This is a genomic window from Amycolatopsis sp. PS_44_ISF1, assembly GCF_032335455.1.
Classification (GTDB): domain Bacteria; phylum Actinomycetota; class Actinomycetes; order Mycobacteriales; family Pseudonocardiaceae; genus Amycolatopsis.
Window position 1 is genome coordinate 472661 of record NZ_JANUXO010000001.1, and the last position, 23464, is coordinate 496124.

Annotated in this window: 21 protein-coding genes; all 21 read right to left on the reverse strand. The window is 67.7% G+C overall.

The window, feature by feature from the left end:
- Nucleotides 1-3: 3 nt before the first annotated feature.
- Nucleotides 4-282 carry a 30S ribosomal protein S17 gene (rpsQ, locus tag NYF13_RS02185; RefSeq protein WP_315653794.1) on the reverse strand — a complete coding sequence of 93 codons (279 nt, stop codon included), beginning with the start codon at nucleotides 280-282 and terminating at the stop codon, nucleotides 4-6.
- Nucleotides 279-524 (reverse strand): 50S ribosomal protein L29, encoded by a 246-nt coding sequence (gene rpmC, locus NYF13_RS02190; RefSeq protein ID WP_091618502.1) that lies wholly within the window; start codon nucleotides 522-524, stop codon nucleotides 279-281. Before rpmC ends, rpsQ begins: the two co-directional genes overlap by 4 nt.
- A complete protein-coding gene (rplP, locus tag NYF13_RS02195; protein WP_004558864.1) occupies nucleotides 524-943 on the reverse strand; it encodes a 50S ribosomal protein L16 in 420 nt (139 codons plus the stop codon). The genes rpmC and rplP overlap by 1 nt, the downstream gene beginning before the upstream one ends.
- A 3-nt stretch (nucleotides 944-946) precedes the next feature.
- A complete protein-coding gene (gene rpsC / locus NYF13_RS02200; RefSeq protein WP_315653795.1) occupies nucleotides 947-1810 on the reverse strand; it encodes a 30S ribosomal protein S3 in 864 nt (287 codons plus the stop codon).
- A complete protein-coding gene (rplV, locus tag NYF13_RS02205) occupies nucleotides 1810-2241 on the reverse strand; it encodes a 50S ribosomal protein L22 (protein WP_315653796.1) in 432 nt (143 codons plus the stop codon). The genes rpsC and rplV overlap by 1 nt, the downstream gene beginning before the upstream one ends.
- Before the next feature lie 31 nt (nucleotides 2242-2272).
- Entirely contained in the window at nucleotides 2273-2554 is a 282-nt protein-coding gene (gene rpsS / locus NYF13_RS02210) for a 30S ribosomal protein S19 (protein ID WP_091618498.1), read from the reverse strand.
- 18 nt (nucleotides 2555-2572) lie between these two features.
- Entirely contained in the window at nucleotides 2573-3409 is an 837-nt protein-coding gene (gene rplB, locus NYF13_RS02215) for a 50S ribosomal protein L2 (RefSeq protein ID WP_315653797.1), read from the reverse strand.
- A 14-nt stretch (nucleotides 3410-3423) separates the two neighbouring features.
- The gene (gene rplW / locus NYF13_RS02220) at nucleotides 3424-3735 is read right to left on the reverse strand and encodes a 50S ribosomal protein L23 (RefSeq protein ID WP_091618496.1); all 312 of its coding nucleotides are present in this window, start codon (nucleotides 3733-3735) and stop codon (nucleotides 3424-3426) included.
- Nucleotides 3732-4421, reverse strand: coding sequence for a 50S ribosomal protein L4 (rplD, locus tag NYF13_RS02225; RefSeq protein ID WP_315653798.1), 690 nt, complete (start codon nucleotides 4419-4421; stop codon nucleotides 3732-3734). The genes rplW and rplD overlap by 4 nt, the downstream gene beginning before the upstream one ends.
- Nucleotides 4418-5074, reverse strand: a complete 657-nt coding sequence (gene rplC, locus NYF13_RS02230; RefSeq protein ID WP_315653799.1) for a 50S ribosomal protein L3 — start codon at nucleotides 5072-5074, stop codon at nucleotides 4418-4420. Before rplC ends, rplD begins: the two co-directional genes overlap by 4 nt.
- Before the next feature lie 32 nt (nucleotides 5075-5106).
- Nucleotides 5107-5412 carry a 30S ribosomal protein S10 gene (gene rpsJ, locus NYF13_RS02235; protein ID WP_003102098.1) on the reverse strand — a complete coding sequence of 102 codons (306 nt, stop codon included), beginning with the start codon at nucleotides 5410-5412 and terminating at the stop codon, nucleotides 5107-5109.
- Nucleotides 5413-5824: 412 nt separating this feature from the next.
- Nucleotides 5825-7018 carry an elongation factor Tu gene (gene tuf, locus NYF13_RS02240; protein ID WP_315653800.1) on the reverse strand — a complete coding sequence of 398 codons (1194 nt, stop codon included), beginning with the start codon at nucleotides 7016-7018 and terminating at the stop codon, nucleotides 5825-5827.
- 127 nt (nucleotides 7019-7145) lie between these two features.
- The gene (fusA, locus tag NYF13_RS02245; RefSeq protein WP_315653801.1) at nucleotides 7146-9245 is read right to left on the reverse strand and encodes an elongation factor G; all 2100 of its coding nucleotides are present in this window, start codon (nucleotides 9243-9245) and stop codon (nucleotides 7146-7148) included.
- A 63-nt stretch (nucleotides 9246-9308) separates the two neighbouring features.
- Nucleotides 9309-9779: a 30S ribosomal protein S7 gene (rpsG, locus tag NYF13_RS02250; RefSeq protein ID WP_315653802.1), complete on the reverse strand. Its 471-nt coding sequence runs from the start codon at nucleotides 9777-9779 to the stop codon at nucleotides 9309-9311.
- Nucleotides 9779-10153, reverse strand: a complete 375-nt coding sequence (gene rpsL / locus NYF13_RS02255) for a 30S ribosomal protein S12 (RefSeq protein WP_003102113.1) — start codon at nucleotides 10151-10153, stop codon at nucleotides 9779-9781. Before rpsL ends, rpsG begins: the two co-directional genes overlap by 1 nt.
- Before the next feature lie 354 nt (nucleotides 10154-10507).
- Nucleotides 10508-10654 carry a hypothetical protein gene (locus NYF13_RS02260; RefSeq protein WP_315653803.1) on the reverse strand — a complete coding sequence of 49 codons (147 nt, stop codon included), beginning with the start codon at nucleotides 10652-10654 and terminating at the stop codon, nucleotides 10508-10510.
- A 612-nt stretch (nucleotides 10655-11266) separates the two neighbouring features.
- Nucleotides 11267-11905 carry a zinc ribbon domain-containing protein gene (locus NYF13_RS02265; protein WP_315653804.1) on the reverse strand — a complete coding sequence of 213 codons (639 nt, stop codon included), beginning with the start codon at nucleotides 11903-11905 and terminating at the stop codon, nucleotides 11267-11269.
- A gap of 158 nt (nucleotides 11906-12063) precedes the next feature.
- A complete protein-coding gene (locus tag NYF13_RS02270; protein WP_315653805.1) occupies nucleotides 12064-15975 on the reverse strand; it encodes a DNA-directed RNA polymerase subunit beta' in 3912 nt (1303 codons plus the stop codon).
- A gap of 133 nt (nucleotides 15976-16108) precedes the next feature.
- Complete coding sequence (locus NYF13_RS02275; RefSeq protein WP_315653806.1) at nucleotides 16109-19612, reverse strand: DNA-directed RNA polymerase subunit beta; 3504 nt, start codon at nucleotides 19610-19612, stop codon at nucleotides 16109-16111.
- A gap of 1401 nt (nucleotides 19613-21013) precedes the next feature.
- On the reverse strand, nucleotides 21014-22228 hold the full coding sequence (locus NYF13_RS02280) for a LuxR C-terminal-related transcriptional regulator (protein ID WP_315653807.1): 1215 nt from the start codon (nucleotides 22226-22228) through the stop codon (nucleotides 21014-21016).
- A 649-nt stretch (nucleotides 22229-22877) separates the two neighbouring features.
- A complete protein-coding gene (locus tag NYF13_RS02285; RefSeq protein ID WP_315653808.1) occupies nucleotides 22878-23333 on the reverse strand; it encodes a type II 3-dehydroquinate dehydratase in 456 nt (151 codons plus the stop codon).
- Between the last annotated feature and the right edge of the window lie 131 nt (nucleotides 23334-23464).

A 23464-nucleotide genomic window follows, 5' to 3' on the forward strand; every position in this document is an offset into this window, starting at 1 on the left:
TGCTTACTTGGCCTTCTCCACGACCTGCACGAGGCGCCAGCGCTTGGCCGCCGACAGCGGACGGGTCTCCATCAGGGTGACCCGGTCGCCGACGCCCGCCTCGTTGTTCTCGTCGTGCACCTTGACCTTGGTGGTGCTGCGGAGAACCTTCGAGTACCGCGGGTGCTTCTTGCGGTCCTCGAGCTCGACCACGATCGTCTTGTCCATCTTGTCCGAGACCACGTAGCCCTCGCGCACCTTGCGGTAGTTGCGGGCGGTCGTCTCGGTCGTCGGCTCGCTCATGCGGCACCTTCACTCTCGGCGTCGGGCGCGACGGACAGGCCGAGTTCACGCTCGCGCATGACCGTGTAGATCCGCGCGATGTCCGTGCGGACGGTGCGCAGCCGACGGTTGTTGTCCAGCTGCCCGGTCGCCATCTGGAAGCGGAGGTTGAACAGCTCCTCCTTGAACTCCTTCAGACGCAGCACGAGCTCTTCCGCGGTGAGCTCACGCAGCTCCGATGCCTGAGCGGCTCCGTTAGCCATCAGAACTCACCACCTTCACGGGTCACGATGCGGCACTTCATGGGCAGCTTGTGGATCGCGCGACGGAGCGCCTCGCGGGCGGTCTCCTCGTTCGGGAAGCTGATCTCGAACATCACGCGGCCCGGCTTCACGTTGGCGATCCACCACTCGGGCGAACCCTTACCGGAACCCATGCGGGTCTCCGCCGGCTTCTTGGTCAGCGGGCGGTCCGGGTAGATGGTCGTCCACACCTTGCCACCACGCTTGATGTGACGGGTCATGGCGATACGAGCGGACTCGATCTGCCGGTTCGTCACGTAGCTGTGCTCAAGCGCCTGGATGCCGTACTCGCCGAAGCTGACCTTCGTACCGCCCTTGGCGGCGCCGTGGCGCTTCGGGGAGTGCTGCTTCCGGTGCTTGACCCTGCGCGGGATGAGCACGTCTCAGCCCTCCGTCTTTTCTGCGGTCTCGGCGGCCGGGGCCGACTCGGTCGCGACGTCGCTCTTGGCGGCGGCGGTCGTCTCCGCCTCCCGGGCCGCGGCCCGGGCGGCTTCGGTCGAGGTCGCCGTGGTGCCCGACGCGCCGGAACGACGCGGGCGGGCGGGACGGTCACCGCGGTCGCGGCGGGGGGCCCGCTCGGCCGCCGCGGCGGCGTCGCGCGCCTCGCGGGCCTTGAGGCCACCGACCAGCTCACCCTTGTAGATCCACACCTTCACGCCGATGCGACCGAACGTCGTCTTGGCCTCGAAGAAGCCGTAGTCGATGTCGGCGCGCAGCGTGTGCAGCGGGACCCGGCCGTCGCGGTAGTGCTCGGAGCGGGACATCTCGGCCCCGCCGAGACGACCACCGCACTGCACGCGAATGCCCTTGACCTGCGGCGAGCGCATGGAGGTCTGGATCGCCTTGCGCATCGCGCGGCGGAAGGCCACGCGGTTGGACAGCTGCTCCGCGACACCCTGCGCAACGAGCTGGGCGTCGGCCTCGGGGTTCTTGACCTCGAGGATGTTCAGCTGGACCTGCTTGGCGGTCAGCTTCTCCAGCGCGCCGCGGATCCGGTCGGCCTCCGCACCACGACGGCCGATGACGATGCCCGGCCGGGCGGTGTGGATGTCCACGCGGACGCGGTCACGGGTGCGCTCGATCTCGACCTTGGAGATGCCGGCGCGCTCCATGCCGGTGGAGAGCAGCTTGCGGATCTTGACGTCCTCGGCCACGTACTCCGCGTACTGCTTGTCGGCGTACCAGCGAGACTTCCAGTCCGTGGTGATACCCAGGCGGAAGCCGTGCGGGTTGATCTTCTGGCCCACTACCGGCCACCTGCCTTCTTCTTGCTCTGCGCCTTCTTCACGTCGGCCTTGGGACGCGACTCCACCTCGACGGTGATGTGGCTGGTCCGCTTGCGGATCCGGTACGCACGGCCCTGGGCCCGCGGGCGGATGCGCTTGAGGGTCGGGCCCTCGTCGGCGTACGCGTTCTTGATCCAGAGCGTCTCCGGGTCAAGCTGAAGATTGTTCTCGGCGTTGGCCACGGCACTGGCGATCACCTTCGCGACCGGCTCGCTGGCCGCCTGGGGGGCGAACCGGAGCACGGCCAAGGCGTCGGCGGCGCTACGTCCCTTGATGAGCTCGATCACCCGGCGCACCTTGGTCGGCGAGTCCCGGACGAAGCGAGCCCGCGCGTAAGCCGTAGGCAGTGTTGACTCCCCTGCCTCGGCCACCACGTTTTTCTGGGCGTTCATCGCAACTTCCCTTGTCTTGTCTCGTGCCCGCTCAGCGGCGGCGCGACTTGCGGTCGTCCTTGATGTGGCCCTTGAAGGTCCGCGTCGGGGCGAACTCGCCCAGCTTGTGACCCACCATGGCCTCGGTGACGAAGACCGGAACGTGCTTGCGGCCGTCGTGCACCGCGATCGTGTGTCCCAGGAAGTCCGGGATGATCGTGGAGCGACGCGACCAGGTCTTGATCACGGTCTTCTTGTTGGCCTCGTTGAGAACGTCCACCTTCTTGAGCAGGTGGTCGTCCACGAACGGCCCCTTCTTAAGGCTGCGTGGCATGTTCTTCTACCTCCCTGCTCAGCGCTTGTTCTTGCCGGTACGCCGGCGGCGGACGATCATCGAGTCACTGGCCTTGCGGCGACGCGTGCGACCCTCGGGCTTGCCGTTCGGGTTGACCGGGTGGCGACCACCGGAGGTCTTGCCCTCACCGCCACCGTGCGGGTGGTCGACCGGGTTCATCACGACACCACGGACGGTCGGGCGCTTGCCGCGCCAGCGGTTGCGCCCGGCCTTGCCCCAGTTGATGTTGGCGTGCTCGGCGTTGCCGACCTCGCCGATCGTGGCGCGGTTGCGCACGTCGACGTTGCGGATCTCGCCCGAGGGCAGCCGGAGCTGGGCGTAGGGCCCGTCCTTGGCCACCAGCTGCACCTTGGCGCCGGCGGAGCGCGCCATCTTCGCGCCGCCACCGGGGCGGAGCTCGATCGCGTGCACCACGGTGCCGACCGGGATGTTGCGCAGCGGCAGGTTGTTGCCCGGCTTGATGTCGGCCCGGGGGCCGTTCTCGACCGTGTCGCCCTGCTTCAGCTTCTCCGGCGCGATGATGTAGCGCTTCTCGCCGTCGGCGTAGTGCAGCAGCGCGATGCGCGCGGTGCGGTTGGGGTCGTACTCGATGTGCGCGACCTTGGCCGGCACGCCGTCCTTGTCATTGCGACGGAAGTCGATGACGCGGTAGGCACGCTTGTGGCCGCCACCCTTGTGCCGGGTGGTGATCTTGCCGGACGAGTTGCGACCGCCCGAACCGCTCAGCGGACGCAGCAGCGACTTCTCCGGCGTGGACCGGGTGATCTCGGCGAAGTCCGAGACACTGGAACCGCGACGACCCGGGGTCGTCGGCTTGTACTTGCGGATGCCCATGTCAGCTCAGTCCTTTACGCGGTGGGTCCGCCGAAGATCTCGATCGCCTTGCTCTCAGGCGAAAGAGTCACGATGGCGCGCTTGGTGTCCTTGCGCTTGCCGAAGCCCGCGCGAGTCCGCTTCCGCTTGCCCTGACGGTTGGCCGTGTTGACGCTGACCACCTTGACGCCGAACACCTTCTCGACCGCGATCTTGATCTGGGTCTTGTTGGCGTCCGGGCGGACGATGAACGTGTACTTGTGGTCCTCGAGCAGCCCGTAGGACTTCTCGGAGATGACCGGCGCGAGCAAGATGTCGCGGGGGTCGGCAATGGCGACCGAACTCACTGCTCGTCACTCCCTTCCGAAACCTCGCTCGACCGTGCGACGGCCTTCGCGCCCTTGCCCCGGACGGGGCCGGCGACGAACGCGTCGTACGCGGCCTTGGTGAACACGACGTCGTCGTTGACCAGTACGTCGTAGGTGTTGAGCTGGTCCGACCAGATCAGGTGGACCTGCTCCAGGTTCCGCAGGGAAACCCAGCTGAGCTCGTCGTCCCGGTGCAGCACCACGAGAACGCGCTTCGCCTGCGTCACCGCGGCGATGGCGGACTTGGCGGCCTTGGTCGAGGGCTTCTCGCCACCGACCAGCTCGGTCACGACGTGCAGCTGCCCGGCGCGCGCCCGGTCCGAGAGGGCACCGCGCAGGGCGGCGGCCTTCATCTTCTTCGGGGTGCGCTGGGTGTAGTCGCGCGGCGTGGGTCCGTGGACCACGCCACCGCCGTTGAACTGCGGGGCGCGGGTCGAACCCTGGCGGGCACGGCCGGTGCCCTTCTGCCGGTACGGCTTCTTGCCGCCACCGGAAACCTCGCCACGGGTCTTGGTGTCGTGCGTGCCCTGGCGGGCGGCGGCCAGCTGGGCCACCACCACCTGGTGCATCAGCGCGATGTTGGCCTGCACGTCGAAGATCTCCCCGGGGAGATCCACGGTGCCGTCGGCTTTACCGGCCGGGGTCTTCAGCTCGACGTTCGTCATTCGGTGATACCACCCTTCGCGGCGCTGCGAACGAACAGCAGGCCACCCTTGGGACCGGGCACCGCACCCTTGATCAGCAGCAGGCCGTCCTCGGCCCGCACGGCGTGCACGGTCAGGTTCTGCGTGGTGACCCGGTCGTTGCCCATCCGGCCCGCCATGCGCAGGCCCTTGAAGACGCGGCCGGGGGTGGCACAGCCACCGATGGAGCCCGGCTTGCGGTGCACGGCCTGGGCACCGTGGCTCGCGCCCTGGCCCTTGAAGCCGTGGCGCTTCATGACACCGGCGTAGCCCTTGCCCTTGCTGGTACCGGTGATGTCGACCTCGACGCCGGCGGCGAACACCTCGGCGGTGATCTCCTGGCCGACCTCATAGGTCTCGGCATCGGTGGTACGCAGCTCCGCGAGGAACCGCCGGGGCGTCACGCCCGCCTTGTCGAAGTGGCCGGTGCGCGGCTTGTTCACCCTGCGCGGGTCGACCGCGCCGAACGCCAGCTGCACGGCCGCGTAGCCGTCCTTGTCATTGGTGCGAACCTGGGTCACCACGTTCGGACCGGCCTTGACGACGGTGACCGGAACGATCCGGTTCTGCTCGTCGAAGACCTGGGTCATGCCGAGCTTGGTGCCCAGGATGCCCTTCATCTGCCTGTCAGACATGAGTTTCTCTATCTCCGCCGCTCGCCCAACGCTTACTGGATGTTGACGTCGACGCTCGCCGGCAGGTCGATGCGCATGAGCGCGTCGACCGTCTTCGGCGTCGGGTCGAGGATGTCGATCAGACGCTTGTGCGTGCGCATCTCGAAGTGCTCGCGCGAGTCCTTGTACTTGTGCGGCGAGCGGATGACGCAGTAAACGTTCTTCTCGGTGGGCAGCGGCACCGGCCCGACAACACGGGCGCCGGTGCGCGTGACCGTCTCCACGATCTTGCGCGCCGAGGTGTCGATCGCCTCGTGGTCGTAGGCCTTGAGCCGGATGCGGATCTTCTGTCCCGCCATGGTGGCTGCTCGTTCCTTCGTCGTCTCGTGCCGCTTTGTCTCGTCAACCTGGGCCTGAGCCCCGGTTTCAGCAGTTCAACGGCCCTGTCCCCGGTCCACGCGGTCGGGCGTGTCGCGCCCGACGCACAGACGGATCCCGCGGGATCGTCCTGCCTGGTCTTCCTCAACGTGAGGTGGCCGCGAGCCGGCAGTCCGAAGACTGCGCAACCCCTGGCCTTTGCCCGCTAGCCGCACCCCGAAGGAAGAGCTGGACGGACCGTGGCCACTCGTACGGGGGCGGCCGGAACCCGCTGAGTCGAGAACGCAACTCTGGGATTCGGCCGCCCCGGGACGAGCAACCTGAATAGTGTCGCACACGTGATTTGACGCCCCGAACCCGGGGGTGTAGAGCCTCCGGGCCGGGGCGTCCGAATCACTTGTTGATCTTGGTGACCTGGCCCGCGCCGACGGTCCGGCCACCCTCGCGGATGGCGAACCGCAGGTTCACGTCCATGGCGACCGGCTGGATCAGCGCCACCGTGATGTCGGTGTTGTCGCCCGGCATGACCATCTCCGTGCCCTCGGGGAGGGTCACGACGCCGGTCACGTCGGTGGTGCGGAAGTAGAACTGCGGGCGGTAGTTGTTGAAGAACGGGGTGTGACGGCCACCCTCGTCCTTCGACAGGATGTAGACCCGGCCCTCGAAGTCGGTGTGCGGGGTGGTGGTGCCCGGCTTCACGACGACCTGGCCGCGCTCGACGTCCTCGCGCTTGATACCGCGGACGAGGAGGCCGACGTTGTCGCCCGCCTGGCCCTGGTCCAGCAGCTTGCGGAACATCTCGACGCCGGTGACCGTGGTCTTGGTCGACTTCTCCTTGATGCCGACGATCTCGACCTCTTCGTTGACGTTGACCACGCCACGCTCGACGCGGCCGGTCACGACGGTGCCGCGGCCGGTGATCGTGAAGACGTCCTCGATCGGCATCAGGAACGGCTTCTCGAGCTCGCGCACCGGGTCCGGCACGTTGTCGTCGACGGCGGTCATGAGCTCGAGAACGGCCTCGGCCCACTTCGCGTCGCCCTCGAGGGCCTTGAGGCCGGACACGCGCACGACCGGCGCGTCGTCGCCCGGGAACTCCTGCGAGGACAGCAGCTCGCGGACCTCCAGCTCGACGAGCTCGAGGATCTCCTCGTCGTCGACCATGTCGGCCTTGTTCAGCGCGACCACGATGTAGGGCACGCCGACCTGGCGGGCGAGCAGCACGTGCTCGCGGGTCTGCGGCATCGGGCCGTCGGTCGCCGCGACCACGAGGATCGCACCGTCCATCTGGGCCGCACCGGTGATCATGTTCTTGATGTAGTCCGCGTGGCCCGGGGCGTCCACGTGAGCGTAGTGACGCTTCTCGGTCTGGTACTCGACGTGCGAGATGTTGATCGTGATACCGCGCTGGCGCTCTTCGGGCGCGTTGTCGATCTGGTCGAACGCACGCGACTCGTTGAGCTCCGGGTACTTGTCGTGCAGAACCTTGGTGATCGCCGCGGTCAGAGTCGTCTTACCGTGGTCAACGTGACCGATGGTCCCGATGTTGACGTGCGGCTTGCTCCGCTCGAACTTCGCCTTCGCCACTGGAATGTCCTCCTGGACTGATTTCGCTCTTGTGCTCGCGGGCCGGCGTGGCTGCCGGCCCGCGATGGTTACTCGTCTGTGCTGCGGACGTTCAGGAGTGTCCCTCATGCCCGCGAGCGAACGGGGACTACTCCCCGGTCGCCTTCGCGATGATTTCCTTCGCGACGTTCGCGGGAACCTCGGCGTAGGAGTCGAACACCATGGAGTAGTTCGCGCGACCCTGGGTGCGAGACCGCAGGTCGCCCACGTAACCGAACATCTCCGACAGCGGGACCAGTGCCTTGACGACACGGGTACCGGCGCGCTCCTCCATGGCCTGGATCTGGCCACGGCGGGAGTTGAGGTCGCCGATCACGTCGCCCATGTAGTCCTCGGGCGTCGTGACCTCGACGGCCATCATCGGCTCGAGGATGACCGGGCTGGCCTTCCTCGCGGCTTCCTTCATCGCCATGGAGCCGGCGACCTTGAAGGCCATTTCCGAGGAGTCGACCTCGTGGTACGCACCATCCAACAAGGTGAACTTCAACCCGACGAGCGGGTAGCCGGCCAGGATGCCGTACTGCATGGCGTCCTGCGCGCCCGCGTCGACCGACGGGATGTACTCCCGCGGCACGCGGCCACCGGAGACCTTGTTGTCGAACTCGTAGAGAGCACCGTCGGTGCGCTCGAGCGGCTCCAGCTTCACGATGACCTTCGCGAACTGGCCGGAACCACCGGTCTGCTTCTTGTGGACGTAGTCGAGCTTGTCCACCGTCTTGCGGATGGTCTCCCGGTAGGCCACCTGCGGCTTACCGATGTTGGCCTCGACCTTGTAGTCGGACTTCATCCGGTTGACCAGCACCTCGAGGTGCAGCTCGCCCATGCCGGCGATGATGGTCTGCCCGGTCTCCTCGTCCAGCTTCACCTGGAACGTGGGGTCCTCTTCGGCCAGCTTCTGGATCGCCAGGGACAGCTTCTCCTGGTCGGCCTTCGTCTTCGGCTCGATCGCGACCCGGATGACCGGCTCGGGGAAGGTCATCGACTCCAGCACGACCGGCTTCTGCGGGTCGGCCAGGGTGTCACCGGTGGTGGTGTCCTTCAGCCCGATCACCGCGTAGATGTGACCGACCTGGGCGTCGTCGACCGGGTTCTCCTTGTTGGAGTGCATCTGGAAGATCTTCCCGATGCGCTCCTTGCGCTCCTTCGTCGCGTTGACGACCTGCGCGCCGGCGGCGACCTTGCCCGAGTACACCCGGATGTAGGTCAGCTTGCCGAAGAACGGGTGCGCCGCGATCTTGAAGGCGAGCGCGGCGAACGGCTCGTCCACCGAGGGCTTGCGGGTGACCGGGGTCTCGCCGTCGGGCAGCGTGCCCTCGACCGGAGGCATGTCCAGCGGCGAGGGCAGGTAGTCGACGACCGCGTCGAGCATGGGCTGCACGCCCTTGTTCTTGAACGCGGAGCCGGCCAGCACCGGGAAGATCTCGCGGGCGATGGTGAGCTTGCGGATGCCGGCCTTGATCTCGGCCTCGGTCAGCTCCTCACCCTCGAGGAACTTCTCCATCAGCGTGTCGTCGGCCTCGGCGGCGGTCTCCACGAGCTTCTCGCGGTACTCCGCAGCCAGCTCGGCGAGCTCGGCCGGGATCTCCTCGATCGAGTAGTCCTCGCCCTTGCTCACTTCGCCGCGCCAGGTCAGCGCCTTCATGCGGACCAGGTCGACGACACCCTCGAAGTCGTTCTCGGCCCCGATCGGCAGCTGGATGACCAGCGGCCGGACGCCGAGACGGTCGACGATGGTCTTCACCGTGTAGTAGAAGTCCGCGCCGAGCTTGTCCATCTTGTTGACGAAGCAGATCCGCGGGACGTCGTACTTGTCCGCCTGCCGCCAGACCTGCTCGGACTGCGGCTCGACGCCTTCCTTGCCGTCGAACACCGCGACCGCGCCGTCGAGCACCCGGAGGTTGCGCTCCACCTCGACGGTGAAGTCGACGTGGCCCGGGGTGTCGATGATGTTGATCTGGTTGTCGTCCCAGAAGGTGGTGGTCGCAGCCGAGGTGATGGTGATGCCCCGCTTCTGCTCCTCCTCCATCCAGTCCATGGTGGCGGCGCCGTCGTGGACTTCACCGATCTTGTAGTTGACCCCGGTGTAGAACAGGATCCGCTCGGTGGTGGTGGTCTTACCGGCGTCGATGTGCGCCATGATCCCGATGTTGCGGACCTTGTTCAGGTCTGTCAGCACGTCACGTGCCACGAGAATGTTCCCCTGTCTCAAGCGTGGGGCCCGGCATGGCTTGGATCGGCAGCCGGGCGGAAATCACCAGCGGTAGTGCGCGAAGGCCTTGTTGGACTCGGCCATCTTGTGCGTGTCTTCACGGCGCTTGACGCTGGCACCGAGACCGTTGCTCGCGTCGAGCAGCTCGTTCTGCAGGCGCTCGATCATCGTCTTCTCACGACGGGCCTGCGAGAACGAGACCAGCCAGCGGAGCGCCAGGGTGGTCGAGCGGTTCGGCTTGACCTCGATCGGCACCTGGTAGGTGGCGCCACCGACGCGGCGGCTCTTCACCTCGATGCTGGGCTTCACGTTGTCGAGCGCCCGCTTCAGCGTGACGACCGGGTCGGTGCCGGACTTCTCGCGAGCGCCTTCGAGGGCGCCGTACACGATGCGCTCGGCCAGCGAACGCTTACCGTCCTTCAGCACCTTGTTCACCAGCTGGGTGACCAGCGGGGAGGCGTAGACGGGGTCGGAGATCAGCGGCCGCTTCGGGGCCGGACCCTTGCGGGGCATTAGCTCTTCTCCTTCTTCGCGCCGTACCGGCTGCGCGCCTGCTTGCGGTTCTTGACACCCTGGGTGTCGAGCGAGCCGCGGATGATCTTGTAGCGGACACCCGGCAGGTCCTTAACTCGGCCGCCGCGCACGAGCACCATCGAGTGCTCCTGGAGGTTGTGGCCCTCACCGGGAATGTAAGCCGTGACCTCGATGCCGCTGGTCAGCTTCACACGCGCGACCTTGCGCAGCGCCGAGTTCGGCTTCTTGGGGGTCGTGGTGTACACGCGGGTGCACACGCCACGACGCTGCGGGCTCCCCTTGAGGGCCGCGGTCTTCTGCTTGGCAGCCTTGTCCTGGCGGCCCTTGCGGACCAGCTGCTGGATCGTGGGCAATGGACCAGCTTCCTGTCGTGATCTTGCTTCTTCGTGTCTTCACCGGCCCCCGCGGTCGGGCGTGTCGGCCCGCGTCACAGTCTCTCGACCGGTAACTTCCCCGAGGGTTTTCCGTCGGAACCCCACGTGGACCAGGCCGGTGAACCGGGTGCGCGAGCACCCCGCTCATGCCATACGGCACGCGGAGCGGCCCGACGCCTGCCGGGCACGGTCTCCAAAGATACCCGGCCACTTCCCGGGAGGTCCGGGCGGGGGGTCCGAAGCGACGGTGACCGCCCATCGTAACCCCAGCTGGGCCCCGTGCGGCCGAGCCGCGCGGCGGTCCCGTGATCCGGAACGACGGGGGCGGAGCGCTTATTCCTCGTCCGGCTTGGCGTGGTCCGGCCGGCCCGGGTGCGGGTCGCGCGAGAGGTCGATCAGCGGGTGCACCCCCGCGCCCTCCGGCGCGGCGTGGCTGCCCCGCGGCTGGTCCTGCTGCTCTTCGACCCTGTTTCCGTCCATGACGCACTCCCCTGGTCGGTCGGTTTCCCTCTGCGGCTCGCACCGTACCCACTCCACGATCGAGTGACACACGTGGCCGCAACGCACCGTTGGCTCCGTGCTGGTCGGGGTGGCCGAGCTGCTCGTGGGTGGGGTCCGGTCCGGCTGGTCCGGGACCGGGACGGCGATCTCCCCCAAGCGGGTGAGCGGAGTGACGAACACCTCGCGTCTCGGCTCGGAAGTGACTCGCACGGAGGTGAATTTCGGTGGTCGCCCCGATGACGCCGCGGCCGAGAGCCGGGGCCGCTGTGGACGATCCGGAGCCGGCCCCGACTGCACGGACGGGCCGGATCCAGCCCGGCATCGGAACTCCCGGCGAGGCGATACCCGTCGGTTGTCCAGACCACCGAGATCCGATTTTACCAGTGCTCTTCGCCGATTTCTTTGCTGCTTCAGGAATCGAGGTAAAACGTTGCTGCGTAAGGGAAAAGGTCGCACCCAGGCGGCGGAACCAGTTCGCGAAAGGCAGGACACCGGGCCACCGGGGAAGGCCGAAGCGACAAGGGGTAAATGGTCCGGGACCGCCCCCGCCCGCCGCGACGGATCCGCAAGCTGCGTGAGGAGAAGACCGGCCTAGAGCCGGGTGCCGCAGTCACCGCAGAACATCGCGCCCACCTTCGACGAGTGGCCGCACTCCGTGCAGTGCACCACCGGGGCCAGCGACCCACCGCACGAGGCGCAGAACTTGCCGCCCTCGGCCTTGACGCCGCAGCTGGGGCAGGTGAGCTTGGCGCGGGTGTCGAGGTCGATGTCCCTGGTCCAGTTCTTCGTGCGCGCACGGTCCCAGATCTGGTCGCGCTGCGCCGACGCCTGCGCGCGGGAGACCTCCTCCGCGACGCTCGGCGAGCACTTCAGGCACTGGCCGATCTCCTCGTTCCAGCACTGGTCCGCGCACATCCAGTCCCCGCAGCCGCGGCACTGGCGGAAGCTCGGCGTGATCTCCCGGACGGCGGTCGTGAGCGCCTTGTCCTTCGCCGCGGAGTTGGTGGCCTGGTTGTACCGCCACTGGTCGGCCGAGTAGCTCAGGTCCTGCAGCTTCCCGCCGAAGAACGAGCCCACGGCCCGCAGCACGCTCCGGCCGGTCTCCACGGTGTCGCGCTGGAAGGCCGAGCGGAACCCGTTGCCGCACCGCTCGCAGCGGAACTCGAACTGGTAGCCCTGCGGGTTCGAAAGATCGGAGAAGTTGTCCGTGAACGGCACTGCGTCAGCCACGCGGAGAACCTACGAACCGGCTGCCGCCCCAGCGACCGTACAAGTGCCCACAACGGTCCGATCACCGTCCGCTCACGGCCTTTCCGCCTGGTCGCGCCCACGGAAGAGCCCCCACCCCGGTGACCCGGGATGGGGGCTCTCCACGACCGCGGAGCGGATCAGCGGAAATCGCGACCGAAGTCGTAGTCGTCCAGCGGAACCGCGGCACCGGTGCCCGAACCGAACACGTCCGGGGTGTAGTAACCGTCGTCGTAGGACGGGATCGCGTAAGCGGCGACCCGCGCCTCCTCGGTCGGCTGCACCTGGATGTTGCGGTAGCGGTTGATGCCCGTACCGGCCGGGATCAGCTTACCGATGATCACGTTCTCCTTGAGGCCGACGAGGCGGTCCGAACGGCCGTTGATGGCCGCGTCGGTCAGCACTCGCGTGGTCTCCTGGAACGACGCCGCCGACAGCCACGAGTCCGTGGTGAGCGACGCCTTCGTGATCCCCATCAGCACCGGACGGCCCGAAGCCGGCTCGCCGCCTTCGGCCACCGAAGCCCGGTTCGTGGCCTCGAACTTGGTCCGCTCGGGCAGCTCGCCCGGCAGGAAGTCCGTGGCCCCGGAGTCGATGATCGTCACGCGGCGCAGCATCTGCCGCACGATGACCTCGATGTGCTTGTCGTGGATCGACACACCCTGGGCGCGGTACACCTTCTGCACCTCGTCCACGAGGTGCATCTGCGCCTCGCGCGGACCCATGACCCGCAGGACCTCGTGCGGGTCCGGCGTGCCCTCGAGCAGCTGCTGGCCGACCGACACGTGGTCGCCGTCACCCAGCGGGCCGTTCGCGGTGTTGGCGAGCCGCTGCCGCTTGGACAGCTTGTCGAAGACGATCTCCTCGGCCCCGTCGTCCGGGATCAGGGTGATCTTCCAGAACCGCTCGCTCTCCTCGATCCGCACGCGGCCGTCGACGTCGGCGATCGGCGCCTTGCCCTTCGGCACCCGGGCCTCGAACAGCTCGGTGACCCGGGGCAGACCGGTCGTGATGTCGTCACCGGCGACACCACCCTGGTGGAAGGTACGCATGGTCAGCTGCGTACCCGGCTCACCGATCGACTGGGCCGCGACGATACCGACGGCCTCGCCGACGTCGACCAGCTGACCGGTCGCCATCGAGCGGCCGTAGCAGGTCGCGCAGATGCCGACGGCCGATTCGCAGGTCAGCACCGAGCGGACCTTGACCTTCGAGATGCCGCTGGAGAGCAGCTTGTCGATGGCCGGGTCACCGATGTCGTCGCCGCCGTTGAGCACGACGTTGCCCTTGGCGTCCACCGCGTCCGTCGCGAGGTTCCGCGCGTACACGCTGGTCTCGACGTGCTGGTCGCGCACGACCTTGCCGTCGCCGAGGTCCTCGCCGATCGGCATGTTGATGCCGCGGGTGGTGCCGCAGTCGACCTCGCGGACGATGACGTCCTGCGAGACGTCCACCAGACGACGGGTCAGGTAACCCGAGTCGGCGGTCCGCAGGGCCGTGTCCGCCAGGCCCTTGCGGGCACCGTGCGTCGCGATGAAGTACTCCGCCACCGACAGGCCCTCGCGGAAGTTGGCCTTGATCGGACGCGGGATGTACTCACCCTTCGGGTTCGACACCAGTCCACGCATGCCGGCCAGCGACCGGACCTGCGTCATGTTGCCCGCCGCACCCGACTTCACGATGATCGCGATCGGGTTGTCGTCCGGCAGCGCCGTCTCCATGATCTTGTGGACCTCTTCGGTGGCCTGCGTCCACACCTTGACGAGCTCGTTGTTGCGCTCGGTGTGCGAAAGCTGACCACGCTGGTACCGCTTCTCGACCTGGTCGGCCTTGCCCTCGTACTCGTCGAGGATGGCCTTCTTGCCGACCGGGGTCAGCACGTCGGAGATGGCCACCGTGACGCCGGAGCGCGTCGCCCAGTAGAAGCCGGCGTCCTTCAGCCGGTCCAGGGTCTGCGCGACCTGCGTCATCGAGTACCGCTCGGCCAGGTCGTTCACGATCGCGGCCTGACGCTTCTTCGGCATCGGCTCGTTGATGAACGGGTAGTCCGCCGGCAGCAGCTCGTTGAACAGCACGCGGCCCAGGGTCGTCTCGGCCAGCCAGGGCTTGCCCGGCTCCCAGCCGCCCTCCGCGAGCCGCGCCTCGTCGGCCTTCGCCGGCTGACGGTCGGACACGCGGATCTTGATCGGGGCGTGCAGGCTCAGCGCCTTGAGGTCGAAGGCCATGATGGCCTCGGCCGGCGAGGAGTACGCGCCGCCCGCGCCGTCGGCCTGCTCGTTCAGCCGGGTCAGGTGGTACAGACCGGTCACCATGTCCAGCCGGGGCATGGCCAGCGGGCGGCCCGAGGCCGGCGAAAGGATGTTGTTCGCCGACAGCATCAGGATCCGGGCCTCGGCCTGGGCCTCGGCCGACAGCGGCAGGTGCACCGCCATCTGGTCACCGTCGAAGTCCGCGTTGAACGCTTCGCAGACCAGCGGGTGCAGCTGGATGGCCTTGCCCTCGACCAGCTGCGGCTCGAAGGCCTGGATGCCCAGCCGGTGCAGGGTCGGCGCGCGGTTCAGCATCACCGGGTGGCCGGTGATGACCTCTTCGAGCACGTCCCACACCTGCGGGCGCGAGCGCTCCACCATCCGCTTCGCGGACTTGATGTTCTGCGCGTGGTTCAGATCGACCAGGCGCTTCATCACGAACGGCTTGAACAGCTCGAGCGCCATGTCCTTCGGCAGACCGCACTGGTGCAGCTTGAGCTGCGGCCCGACGATGATGACCGAACGGCCCGAGTAGTCCACGCGCTTGCCGAGCAGGTTCTGGCGGAACCGGCCCTGCTTGCCCTTGAGCAGGTCGGACAGCGACTTCAGCGGACGGTTGCCCGGACCGGTCACCGGACGGCCGCGGCGGCCGTTGTCGAACAGCGCGTCGACGGCCTCCTGCAGCATCCGCTTCTCGTTGTTCACGATGATCTCGGGCGCGCCGAGGTCGATCAGCCGCTTGAGCCGGTTGTTGCGGTTGATCACGCGGCGGTACAGGTCGTTGAGGTCCGAGGTGGCGAACCGGCCACCGTCGAGCTGGACCATCGGACGCAGGTCCGGCGGAATGACCGGGACGGCGTCGAGCACCATGCCGCGCGGGTCGTTGCCGGTCGCCTGGAACGCGGCGACGACCTTGAGCCGCTTCAGCGCGCGGAGCTTCTTCTGCCCCTTGCCGTTGCGGATGGTGTCGCGCAGGTTGTCGGCTTCGGCCGCGACGTCGAACTCGGTGGCCAGCTTCTGGATGGCCTCCGCGCCCATGCCGCCGGTGAAGTACTCGCCGTAGCGGTCGATCAGTTCGCGGTAGAGCAGCTCGTCGGCGATCAGCTGACGGGTGTCGAGCTTGGTGAAGGTCGTCCAGACCTCCTCGAGCCGGTCCAGCTCGCGGCCGGCGCGGTCGCGCAGCTGGCGCATCTCGCGCTCGCCGCCCTCCTTGACCTTGCGGCGCACGTCGGACTTGGCGCCCTCCGCCTCCAGCTCGGCCAGGTCGGCTTCCAGCTTCTGCGCCCGGGCCTCGATGTCCGCGTCACGCTTGGTCTCGAGGTTCTTGCGCTCGACGCCGATCTCGTTCTCCAGCGTCGGCAGGTCGGTGTGGCGCAGTTCGGTGTTCACGCCGGTGATGACGTAAGCAGCGAAGTAGATGATCTTCTCGAGGTCCTTGGGCGCCAGGTCGAGCAGGTAGCCCAGCCGGGACGGGACACCCTTGAAGTACCAGATGTGGGTGACCGGCGCGGCCAGCTCGATGTGGCCCATCCGCTCACGGCGCACCTTGGCGCGAGTGACCTCGACGCCGCAGCGCTCACAGATGATGCCCTTGAAGCGGACCCGCTTGTACTTGCCGCAGTAGCACTCCCAGTCCCGGGTCGGGCCGAAGATCTTCTCGCAGAAGAGGCCGTCCTTCTCGGGCTTGAGCGTGCGGTAGTTGATGGTCTCCGGCTTCTTGACCTCGCCGAAGGACCACTGACGGATGTCGTCGGCGGTGGCGAGTCCGATGCGGAGTTCATCGAAGAAATTGACGTCCAGCAACTAGACCGCCTCCCCGAACTTACTGGTGTGATTGCGCTGCGAAGAAAGGTGACGAATCATGTTTCCCTCGGTCGGCCTGCGTCACGTTCCCCTGAGGTCGCGTGACGCAGGCCCAGACTAGGCGGGCTGCTAGTTAGTGGACGACGTCGTCGACGCTGGGCGACTCGTTGCGGGACAGGTTGATGCCGAGGTTCGCCGCGGCGCGCTCCAGGTCCTCGTCGTCGGAGTCGCGCATCTCGATGGCCGCACCGTCGCTGGAGAGCACCTCGACGTTGAGGCACAGCGACTGGAGCTCCTTGAGGAGCACCTTGAACGACTCCGGGATGCCCGGCTCGGGGATGTTCTCCCCCTTGACGATCGCCTCGTACACCTTGACGCGGCCGACCACGTCGTCCGACTTGATCGTCAGCAGCTCCTGCAGCGTGTAGGCCGCGCCGTACGCCTGCATCGCCCAGCACTCCATCTCACCGAAGCGCTGGCCACCGAACTGCGCCTTACCACCCAGCGGCTGCTGCGTGATCATCGAGTACGGGCCGGTGGAGCGGGCGTGGATCTTGTCGTCGACCAGGTGGTGCAGCTTCAGGATGTACATGTAGCCGACCGCGACCGGGTACGGGTACGGCTCGCCGGAGCGGCCGTCGAACAGCTTGGCCTTGCCGTTCTCCTTGACCATGCGCTCGCCGTCGCGGTTGGGCTTGGTCGCCCGGAGCAGACCGGTCAGCTCCTCTTCCTTCGCGCCGTCGAACACCGGGGTCGCGGTGTTCGTGCCGGGCGCGACGTCGTAGAGCTCCTGCGACAGGTTCTTCGCCCAGTCCGGGGCCCCTTCGATGGTCCAGCCCTGCGAGGCCAGCCAGCCCAGGTGCAGCTCGAGGATCTGGCCGATGTTCATCCGTCGCGGCACACCGTGGGTGTTCAGGATGATGTCGACCGGCGTGCCGTCCTCCATGAACGGCATGTCCTCGACCGGCAGGATCTTGCCGATGACGCCCTTGTTCCCGTGGCGGCCAGCGAGCTTGTCGCCCGGCTGGATCTTGCGCTTCTGGGCCACGTACACGCGGACCAGCTCGTTGACGCCCGGAGGCAGCTCGTCGTCGTCCTCGCGCGAGAACACGCGGATGCCGATGACCTTGCCGGTCTCGCCGTGCGGCACCTTGAGCGAGGTGTCGCGGACTTCGCGGGCCTTCTCGCCGAAGATCGCGCGGAGCAGGCGCTCCTCCGGGGTCAGCTCGGTCTCGCCCTTCGGCGTGACCTTGCCGACCAGGATGTCGCCGTCGCGGACCTCGGCACCGATCCGGATGATGCCGCGCTCGTCGAGGTCGGCCAGGACCTCTTCGGAGACGTTCGGGATGTCCCGGGTGATCTCCTCGGCGCCCAGCTTGGTGTCGCGGGCGTCGATCTCGTGCTCCTCGATGTGGATCGACGTGAGCACGTCGTCCTGCACCAGGCGCTCCGAGAGGATGATCGCGTCCTCGTAGTTGTGGCCCTCCCACGGCATGACCGCGACGAGCAGGTTCTTGCCGAGCGCCACCTCACCGTTCTCGGTGGACGGCCCGTCGGCGATGACCTGGCCGACCTCGATCCGATCGCCCTCGTTGACGATCGGGCGGTGGTTGAAGCAGGTGCCGTGGTTCGAGCGGCGGAACTTGTAGAGGCTGTAGCTCTTGCGCGTGCCGTCGTCGTGCATGACCGTGATCAGGTCGGCGGAAAGCTCCTCCACCACACCCGACTGCTCGGCCACCAGCATGTCGCCGGAGTCGATCGCGGCCCGCAGCTCCACCCCGGTGCCGACGTACGGCGCCTGGCTGCGCAGCAGCGGCACGGCCTGGCGCTGCATGTTCGCGCCCATCAGCGCGCGGTTCGCGTCGTCGTGCTCGAGGAACGGGATCATCGCGGTGGCGATGGAGACCATCTGCCGCGGCGACACGTCCATGTAGTCGACGCCGGCCGGGTCGATCAGCTCGACCTCGCCGCCCTTGCGCCGCGCCATGACCCGGTCCTCGACGAAGGTGCCGTCTTCGGAGATCGGCGCGTTGGCCTGCGCCTTGACGTACCGGTCCTCCTCGTCCGCGGTCAGGTAGTCGACCTGGTCGGTGACCCGCCCGTCGACGACCTTGCGGTACGGCGTCTCGATGAAGCCGAACGGGTTGACCCGCGCGTAGGAGCACAGCGAACCGATCAGGCCGATGTTCGGGCCTTCCGGCGTCTCGATCGGGCACATGCGGCCGTAGTGCGACGGGTGGACGTCGCGGACCTCCATGCCGGCGCGCTCACGCGAAAGGCCACCCGGGCCGAGCGCGTTCAGGCGGCGCTTGTGGGTCAGGCCGTCGATCGGGTTCGTCTGCTGCATGAACTGCGACAGCTGCGAGGTGCCGAAGAACTCCTTGATCGCCGCGCCGATCGGGCGGATGTTGATCAGGGTCTGCGGGGTGATCGCCTCGACGTCCTGGGTGGTCATGCGCTCGCGCACGACCCGCTCGGTGCGGGACAGGCCGACCCGGATCTGGTTCTGGATCAGCTCGCCGACCGTGCGGATGCGCCGGTTGCCGAAGTGGTCGATGTCGTCGGTCTCGACCGGGATGTCGGTGCCGTTGGCCGCGTCCATCTTGTCCTCGCCGGCGTGCAGCCGGACCAGGTACTCGATGGTCGTGACGATGTCCTCTTCGGTCAGCGTCCCGTTGTCGATCGGGGTCGACAGGCCCAGCTTCTTGTTGACCTTGTACCGGCCGACCTTGGCCAGGTCGTAGCGCTTGGGCTTGAAGAACAGGTTCTCCAGCAGCGTCTGCGCGCTCTCCTTGGTGGGGGGCTCGCCCGGGCGCAGCTTGCGGTAGATGTCGAGCAGCGCCTCGTCGGTGCCGGCCGTGTGGTCCTTCTCGAGGGTGGCGAGCAGCGTCTCGGAGAACGAGAAGCGCTCGCGGATCGCCTCGGTGCTCCAGCCGAGCGCCTTGAGCAGCACGGTGACCGGCTGGCGGCGCTTGCGGTCGATGCGGACGCCGACGGTGTCGCGCTTGTCGACGTCGAACTCCAGCCAGGCGCCGCGGCTCGGGATCACGCGGACGCTGAAGACGTCCTTGTCGCTGGTCTTGTCGATTTCCTTGGAGTAGTACACGCCCGGCGAGCGGACCAGCTGGGACACCACGACACGCTCGGTGCCGTTGATGACGAAGGTGCCCTTGTCGGTCATGACCGGGAAGTCGCCGAGGAAGACCGTCTGGCTCTTGATCTCGCCCGTGTTGTTGTTGACGAACTCCGCCGTGACGAACAGGGGGGCGGCGTAGGTCATGTCCTTGTCCTTGCACTCCTCGATCGAGGCCTTGACCTCGTCGAAGCGCGGGGCGGAGAAGGACAGGGACATCGAACCGGAGAAGTCTTCGATCGGGGAGATCTCGTTGAGAACCTCCTCGAGGCCACCGACCGGGTTCTCCTCACCCGCCTCGACCCGACGCTCGAACCACGCCTCGTCGCCGGTGAACCACTGGAACGACTGGATCTGCACGTCGAGCAGGTTGGGGGTCTTGAGGGGCTCGCGAATCTTTGCGAAGGAGACCCGCATGGGCGCGCCGGGGATTCCCGTGGCCTCAGAGCGGGATACAGCCGAGGTGGTCGCAGCAGTGGCCTGGTTCGCGGGAGAGACTGCCAAGATGCGTCCTTCCGGGGACAATGAGCGGTGACGGCCGCCATAGCAACAGCTATCAGCGACTGTCAAGGGTGCCGTGTGCCCACTATCCTAACTACCGGCTCAGGGCAGCCTGAAAGGGGGCAGCGCAAAGAGGCAGTCTAGCCTCGACGGCGCGGCCTGTCCAGGGGGCGCTCCAGATTGGGGCCCAGCCTGCGTCGCGACGACTTCAGGAGTACCTCCGCGCGATCCGGGTGGCCCTCCCGCAAGGGCCGCCGGTTCGCCGTCGGGGGTAAGCCTGACCCCAGCGGGCCCGAGAGTCAAGATGCGACACGGCGGTCCCGCCGGTTGGCGCAGCGTGGAAGCACCGGCAGCGGAGCGTGAACGGCCGAATATAGTGCCAGTTACTCGCGGGTATCGCTATCCGAAGGTCTCCAACAGCGGTTTTCGGCCGCTCGGGGGCGGCCGGGGGCACGCGGGACCGCGCGGGGCAGGGTCGGGTTTTTCGCTCGGACGGTGGCGCGGCGGGGGTGACATCGAGGGCCCGCCAGGGCGCCGGGTAGGGGTCGAGTAAGGGGCAGAGGCTCGACAAGGCAAGGCAGAGCAGGGCTCGGCGAGGCAGGGCGGAGCTCGGCGGGGCAGGGCGGAGCTCGGCGGGGCAGGGCGGGGCTCGGCTTGACGAGGCAGGGCAGGGCTCGGCGGGGCAGGGCGGGGCTCGGCTTGACGAGGCAGGGCAGGGCTTGACGAAGCAGGGCTTGGCTTGGTGGTGCGGCTTCGGTGCGCCCGGGACACATCCTGCTCATGCGACGGAGGCGGCGGGCACAACGCGGCACAACGCAGCGCGGCTCTCAGCGGCGCCGTACGACCGCGAACGGGCCGGTGCGGACGCGGCGAAGGCAAGGGCGAGGGTGAACGCAGGGCCATGATTCGGTTGCGGCGCGCGAGCGGCAGGAGACCGCAGCGATCGCGCGCGGTGTGTGACCACTGCGGCGGTACACGACCACTGCCGCGGCGTGCGACCACTTCGCACCGCGACGGCTCGGCTGCGGTGGGTGGTGTCGGCGCACCGTGCTTGTTGCGCCCGGGAAGGCCCGCTCGCGGCGTGGCCGGCGAACTTCGGCCCGCTACGGCTACGACGCTTCGACAGGGCGGCTACAGCAGACAGCTACGGCAGACAGATGGCTACGGCAGACAGCTGGCTACAGCAGACGGCTACGGCAGACGGCTGGCTGCTACAAGCAGTGCACCCGAGGTGGTTTCCGGCGCGGTGACCCGGCTGGGCGCCCGGCGGTGTCCGGATTGGACTCCGCGGTGCTCGCCGGTCGGCGCCGGGTCACCGAGCGCGTCCGAGCGGTCACCGGATCCCAGTCGTCCGGGGCCGGCACCCCGCCTACCCGGACGTTCGCGAACCCGTGACCGTCCGCGCTAGGAGGTCATGTTCCAAGCGGCCGCCAGTTCCACCCGCGAGGTGATGTTCATCTTCTGGAACACTTTTTTCAGGTGGAACGCCACCGTGTGCCGGGAAATGAACAACTGCCGGCCGACCTCGCTGTTGGTGTTTCCCTGACTCACCAGTTCGGCGACCGCGAACTCCGTGCTCGTGAGCCCGTGCGGCACCACGCCCTCGCATTCCACGGCGCGAGCCGTGCGGCGGCGCACGCCGTATTCACGGAGCTTGTTCACCACCCGGGCCGCGTCGCGGGTGGCGCCCACTTCGGCGTAGACGTCCAGCGCCGACTCCAGGAGGCGGATCGTGCGGTCGCGCTCGTCCGGCTGCGCGGCCAGCAGGTTCGCCAGGTCTTCGCGCGCCGACGCCCCGCACCAGCGGTCGGGGTGGAGGTCGGCCGCCTCGCGCAACTGGGCGGCGTCCTGCCGCAGCAGCCCGGCCGCGTGCAGGGCCGAACCGCGGAGCACGCTGAACTCCAGCTGCTCTTCGGCCATGGCCGAGGAGACCTCCACCAGGGTCCGCGCCAGGTCGTCCGCGCCCAGCTTGGTGCAGGCGCGCACCAGCCAGGACACGGCCGCCGGCTCCGACACCAGCAACTGCCGGCGGACCACCGGGTTCGTGACGATGCCGGCGATGAGGCTCGCCGCGCTCTCCACCCCGCTGCGGGCCTCCACGGCCTGCGCGGCCACCCACGCCCCGGGCGCCTGCCCGAAGTAGCCCAGCAGCGCCTCGTCGGCCAGCTTGTCCACGAAGTGCCGGCACGCGCGCATGTCCGCCCGGCGCAGCGCACCGAGCGCCAGCACGACGTAGCTCGGCGGCCGCAGGGACCGGTCGCCGCACCCCTCGGCGATCCGCAGCCCCGTGCTGATCTCGGTCATGGCCCCGTCGACCCGGCCCGTGGCGAACAGCAGGCTGCCCCGCACGTTGTGCCCCACGGCGGTCATGCGCTCGGAGGCCACCCCGCCCCGGCTCCCCTCGACCGCGTCGAGCACCCGGCGGCCCGCTTCGAGCTTCCGGGCCTTGATGAGCAGCCCGACGTACCAGAACTGAGCCAGTTCGTACAGCTCAGGAGAGTCCTGCCGACGGCCCGCCGCGGCCGCTTCGGCGTACTGCAGCCCCTTGTCGAGGCGCCCGTCGAACCACGACGAAGCCGACTGCCGAAGGAATCCGGCGGTATCGCAGGAGCCCTGCATGAAATCGTCGCCAAACCCGGTAAAAGGATTCTTCGATACTTGTAAAATTGGTACGTCCAACATCGATCAGCCATCCCCAGAATAGACGAAGCAGAATCGATCCTGCGGTACGCCGCGCTTCAGCGGCTTTGCAAAACCTGGCGTGGACGACATTGGCCGCGCCGAGTCACCCGGCGAATTCAGGGTAAAGTTCGCCGCGTCAGAACACCGTTCATGACGCGGTAGACCGATCCACCCGTGACGACGCGCCGGTACCGGCAAAATAATTGCGCCACAGCCACCTCCCAGTTGACTCGCCCAGATTAAGTTTCTCTTTTCCCAGGTAATCCGGCTTCCTCACGATAGCTTTGGCCGAAGCCGCCTCCGGCGTCAGTGTGACCTAAGTCACACTGACCCGGACGTACGGATTTGGCACGAATTTCCTTGTGCAGTAGCGGAATCCATCGTCGCGTGCGGACGGTGAATCAGTCGACTGGCCTAATAGGTATGCGGTTAGTAGCGAAACAACCGTGTATTGGACCCCGCGCACCAACCCGCCGCGACCTCGGCGGAGCCGCGACGGGCCGCAGGTGACTGCGCTATCCGGACCAGTGACGACCGGACTTCTTTGCGTGACGGTATATTTCACAAATCATTCGGGCGCGAGCAATCAGCGCAGGGGATTCGGCGATTCGGGCGAGAGGTGCAGCAGGGCCTGCGCCGCCAGGCGGTAACCGAAGGCCCCCAGGCCGACGACCAGACCGCTCGCCAGCGGGGCGATCACGGACTCGTGCCGGAACTGCTCGCGCGCCCACACGTTGCTCAGGTGCACCTCGATCCACGGCGGTGCGTAGCTCGCCAGCGCGTCACGCAGGCTCCAGCCGGCGATCATCAGGGCCCCGGGGTTGACGATCGCGCCCACCGTGGTGTCGCGGTGCTGGTGGATCGCCCCCACCAGTTCGCCCTCGCCGTCGCGCTGGATCGACCGGACCTCCCACCCACGGGCGCTCACCTCCTCGGCCACCGCCTCCTCGATGTCGGCGAGCGTGTCGGTGCCGTAGATCTCCGGCTCGCGCCGGCCCAGCACACCCAGGTTGGGACCGTTAAGGAGAAGCACAGTGCTCACGGGCACACCTCGTTCACGTCGGCCAGTCGGACCAATCCATGGTGTCCGCGCCGGGCCCCACCCGGCACCCTTACGTTTGACAGTGCGCGTCGGTCCTATCAAGACGAGGGATGCCCGGCCCGGGTCGCCGA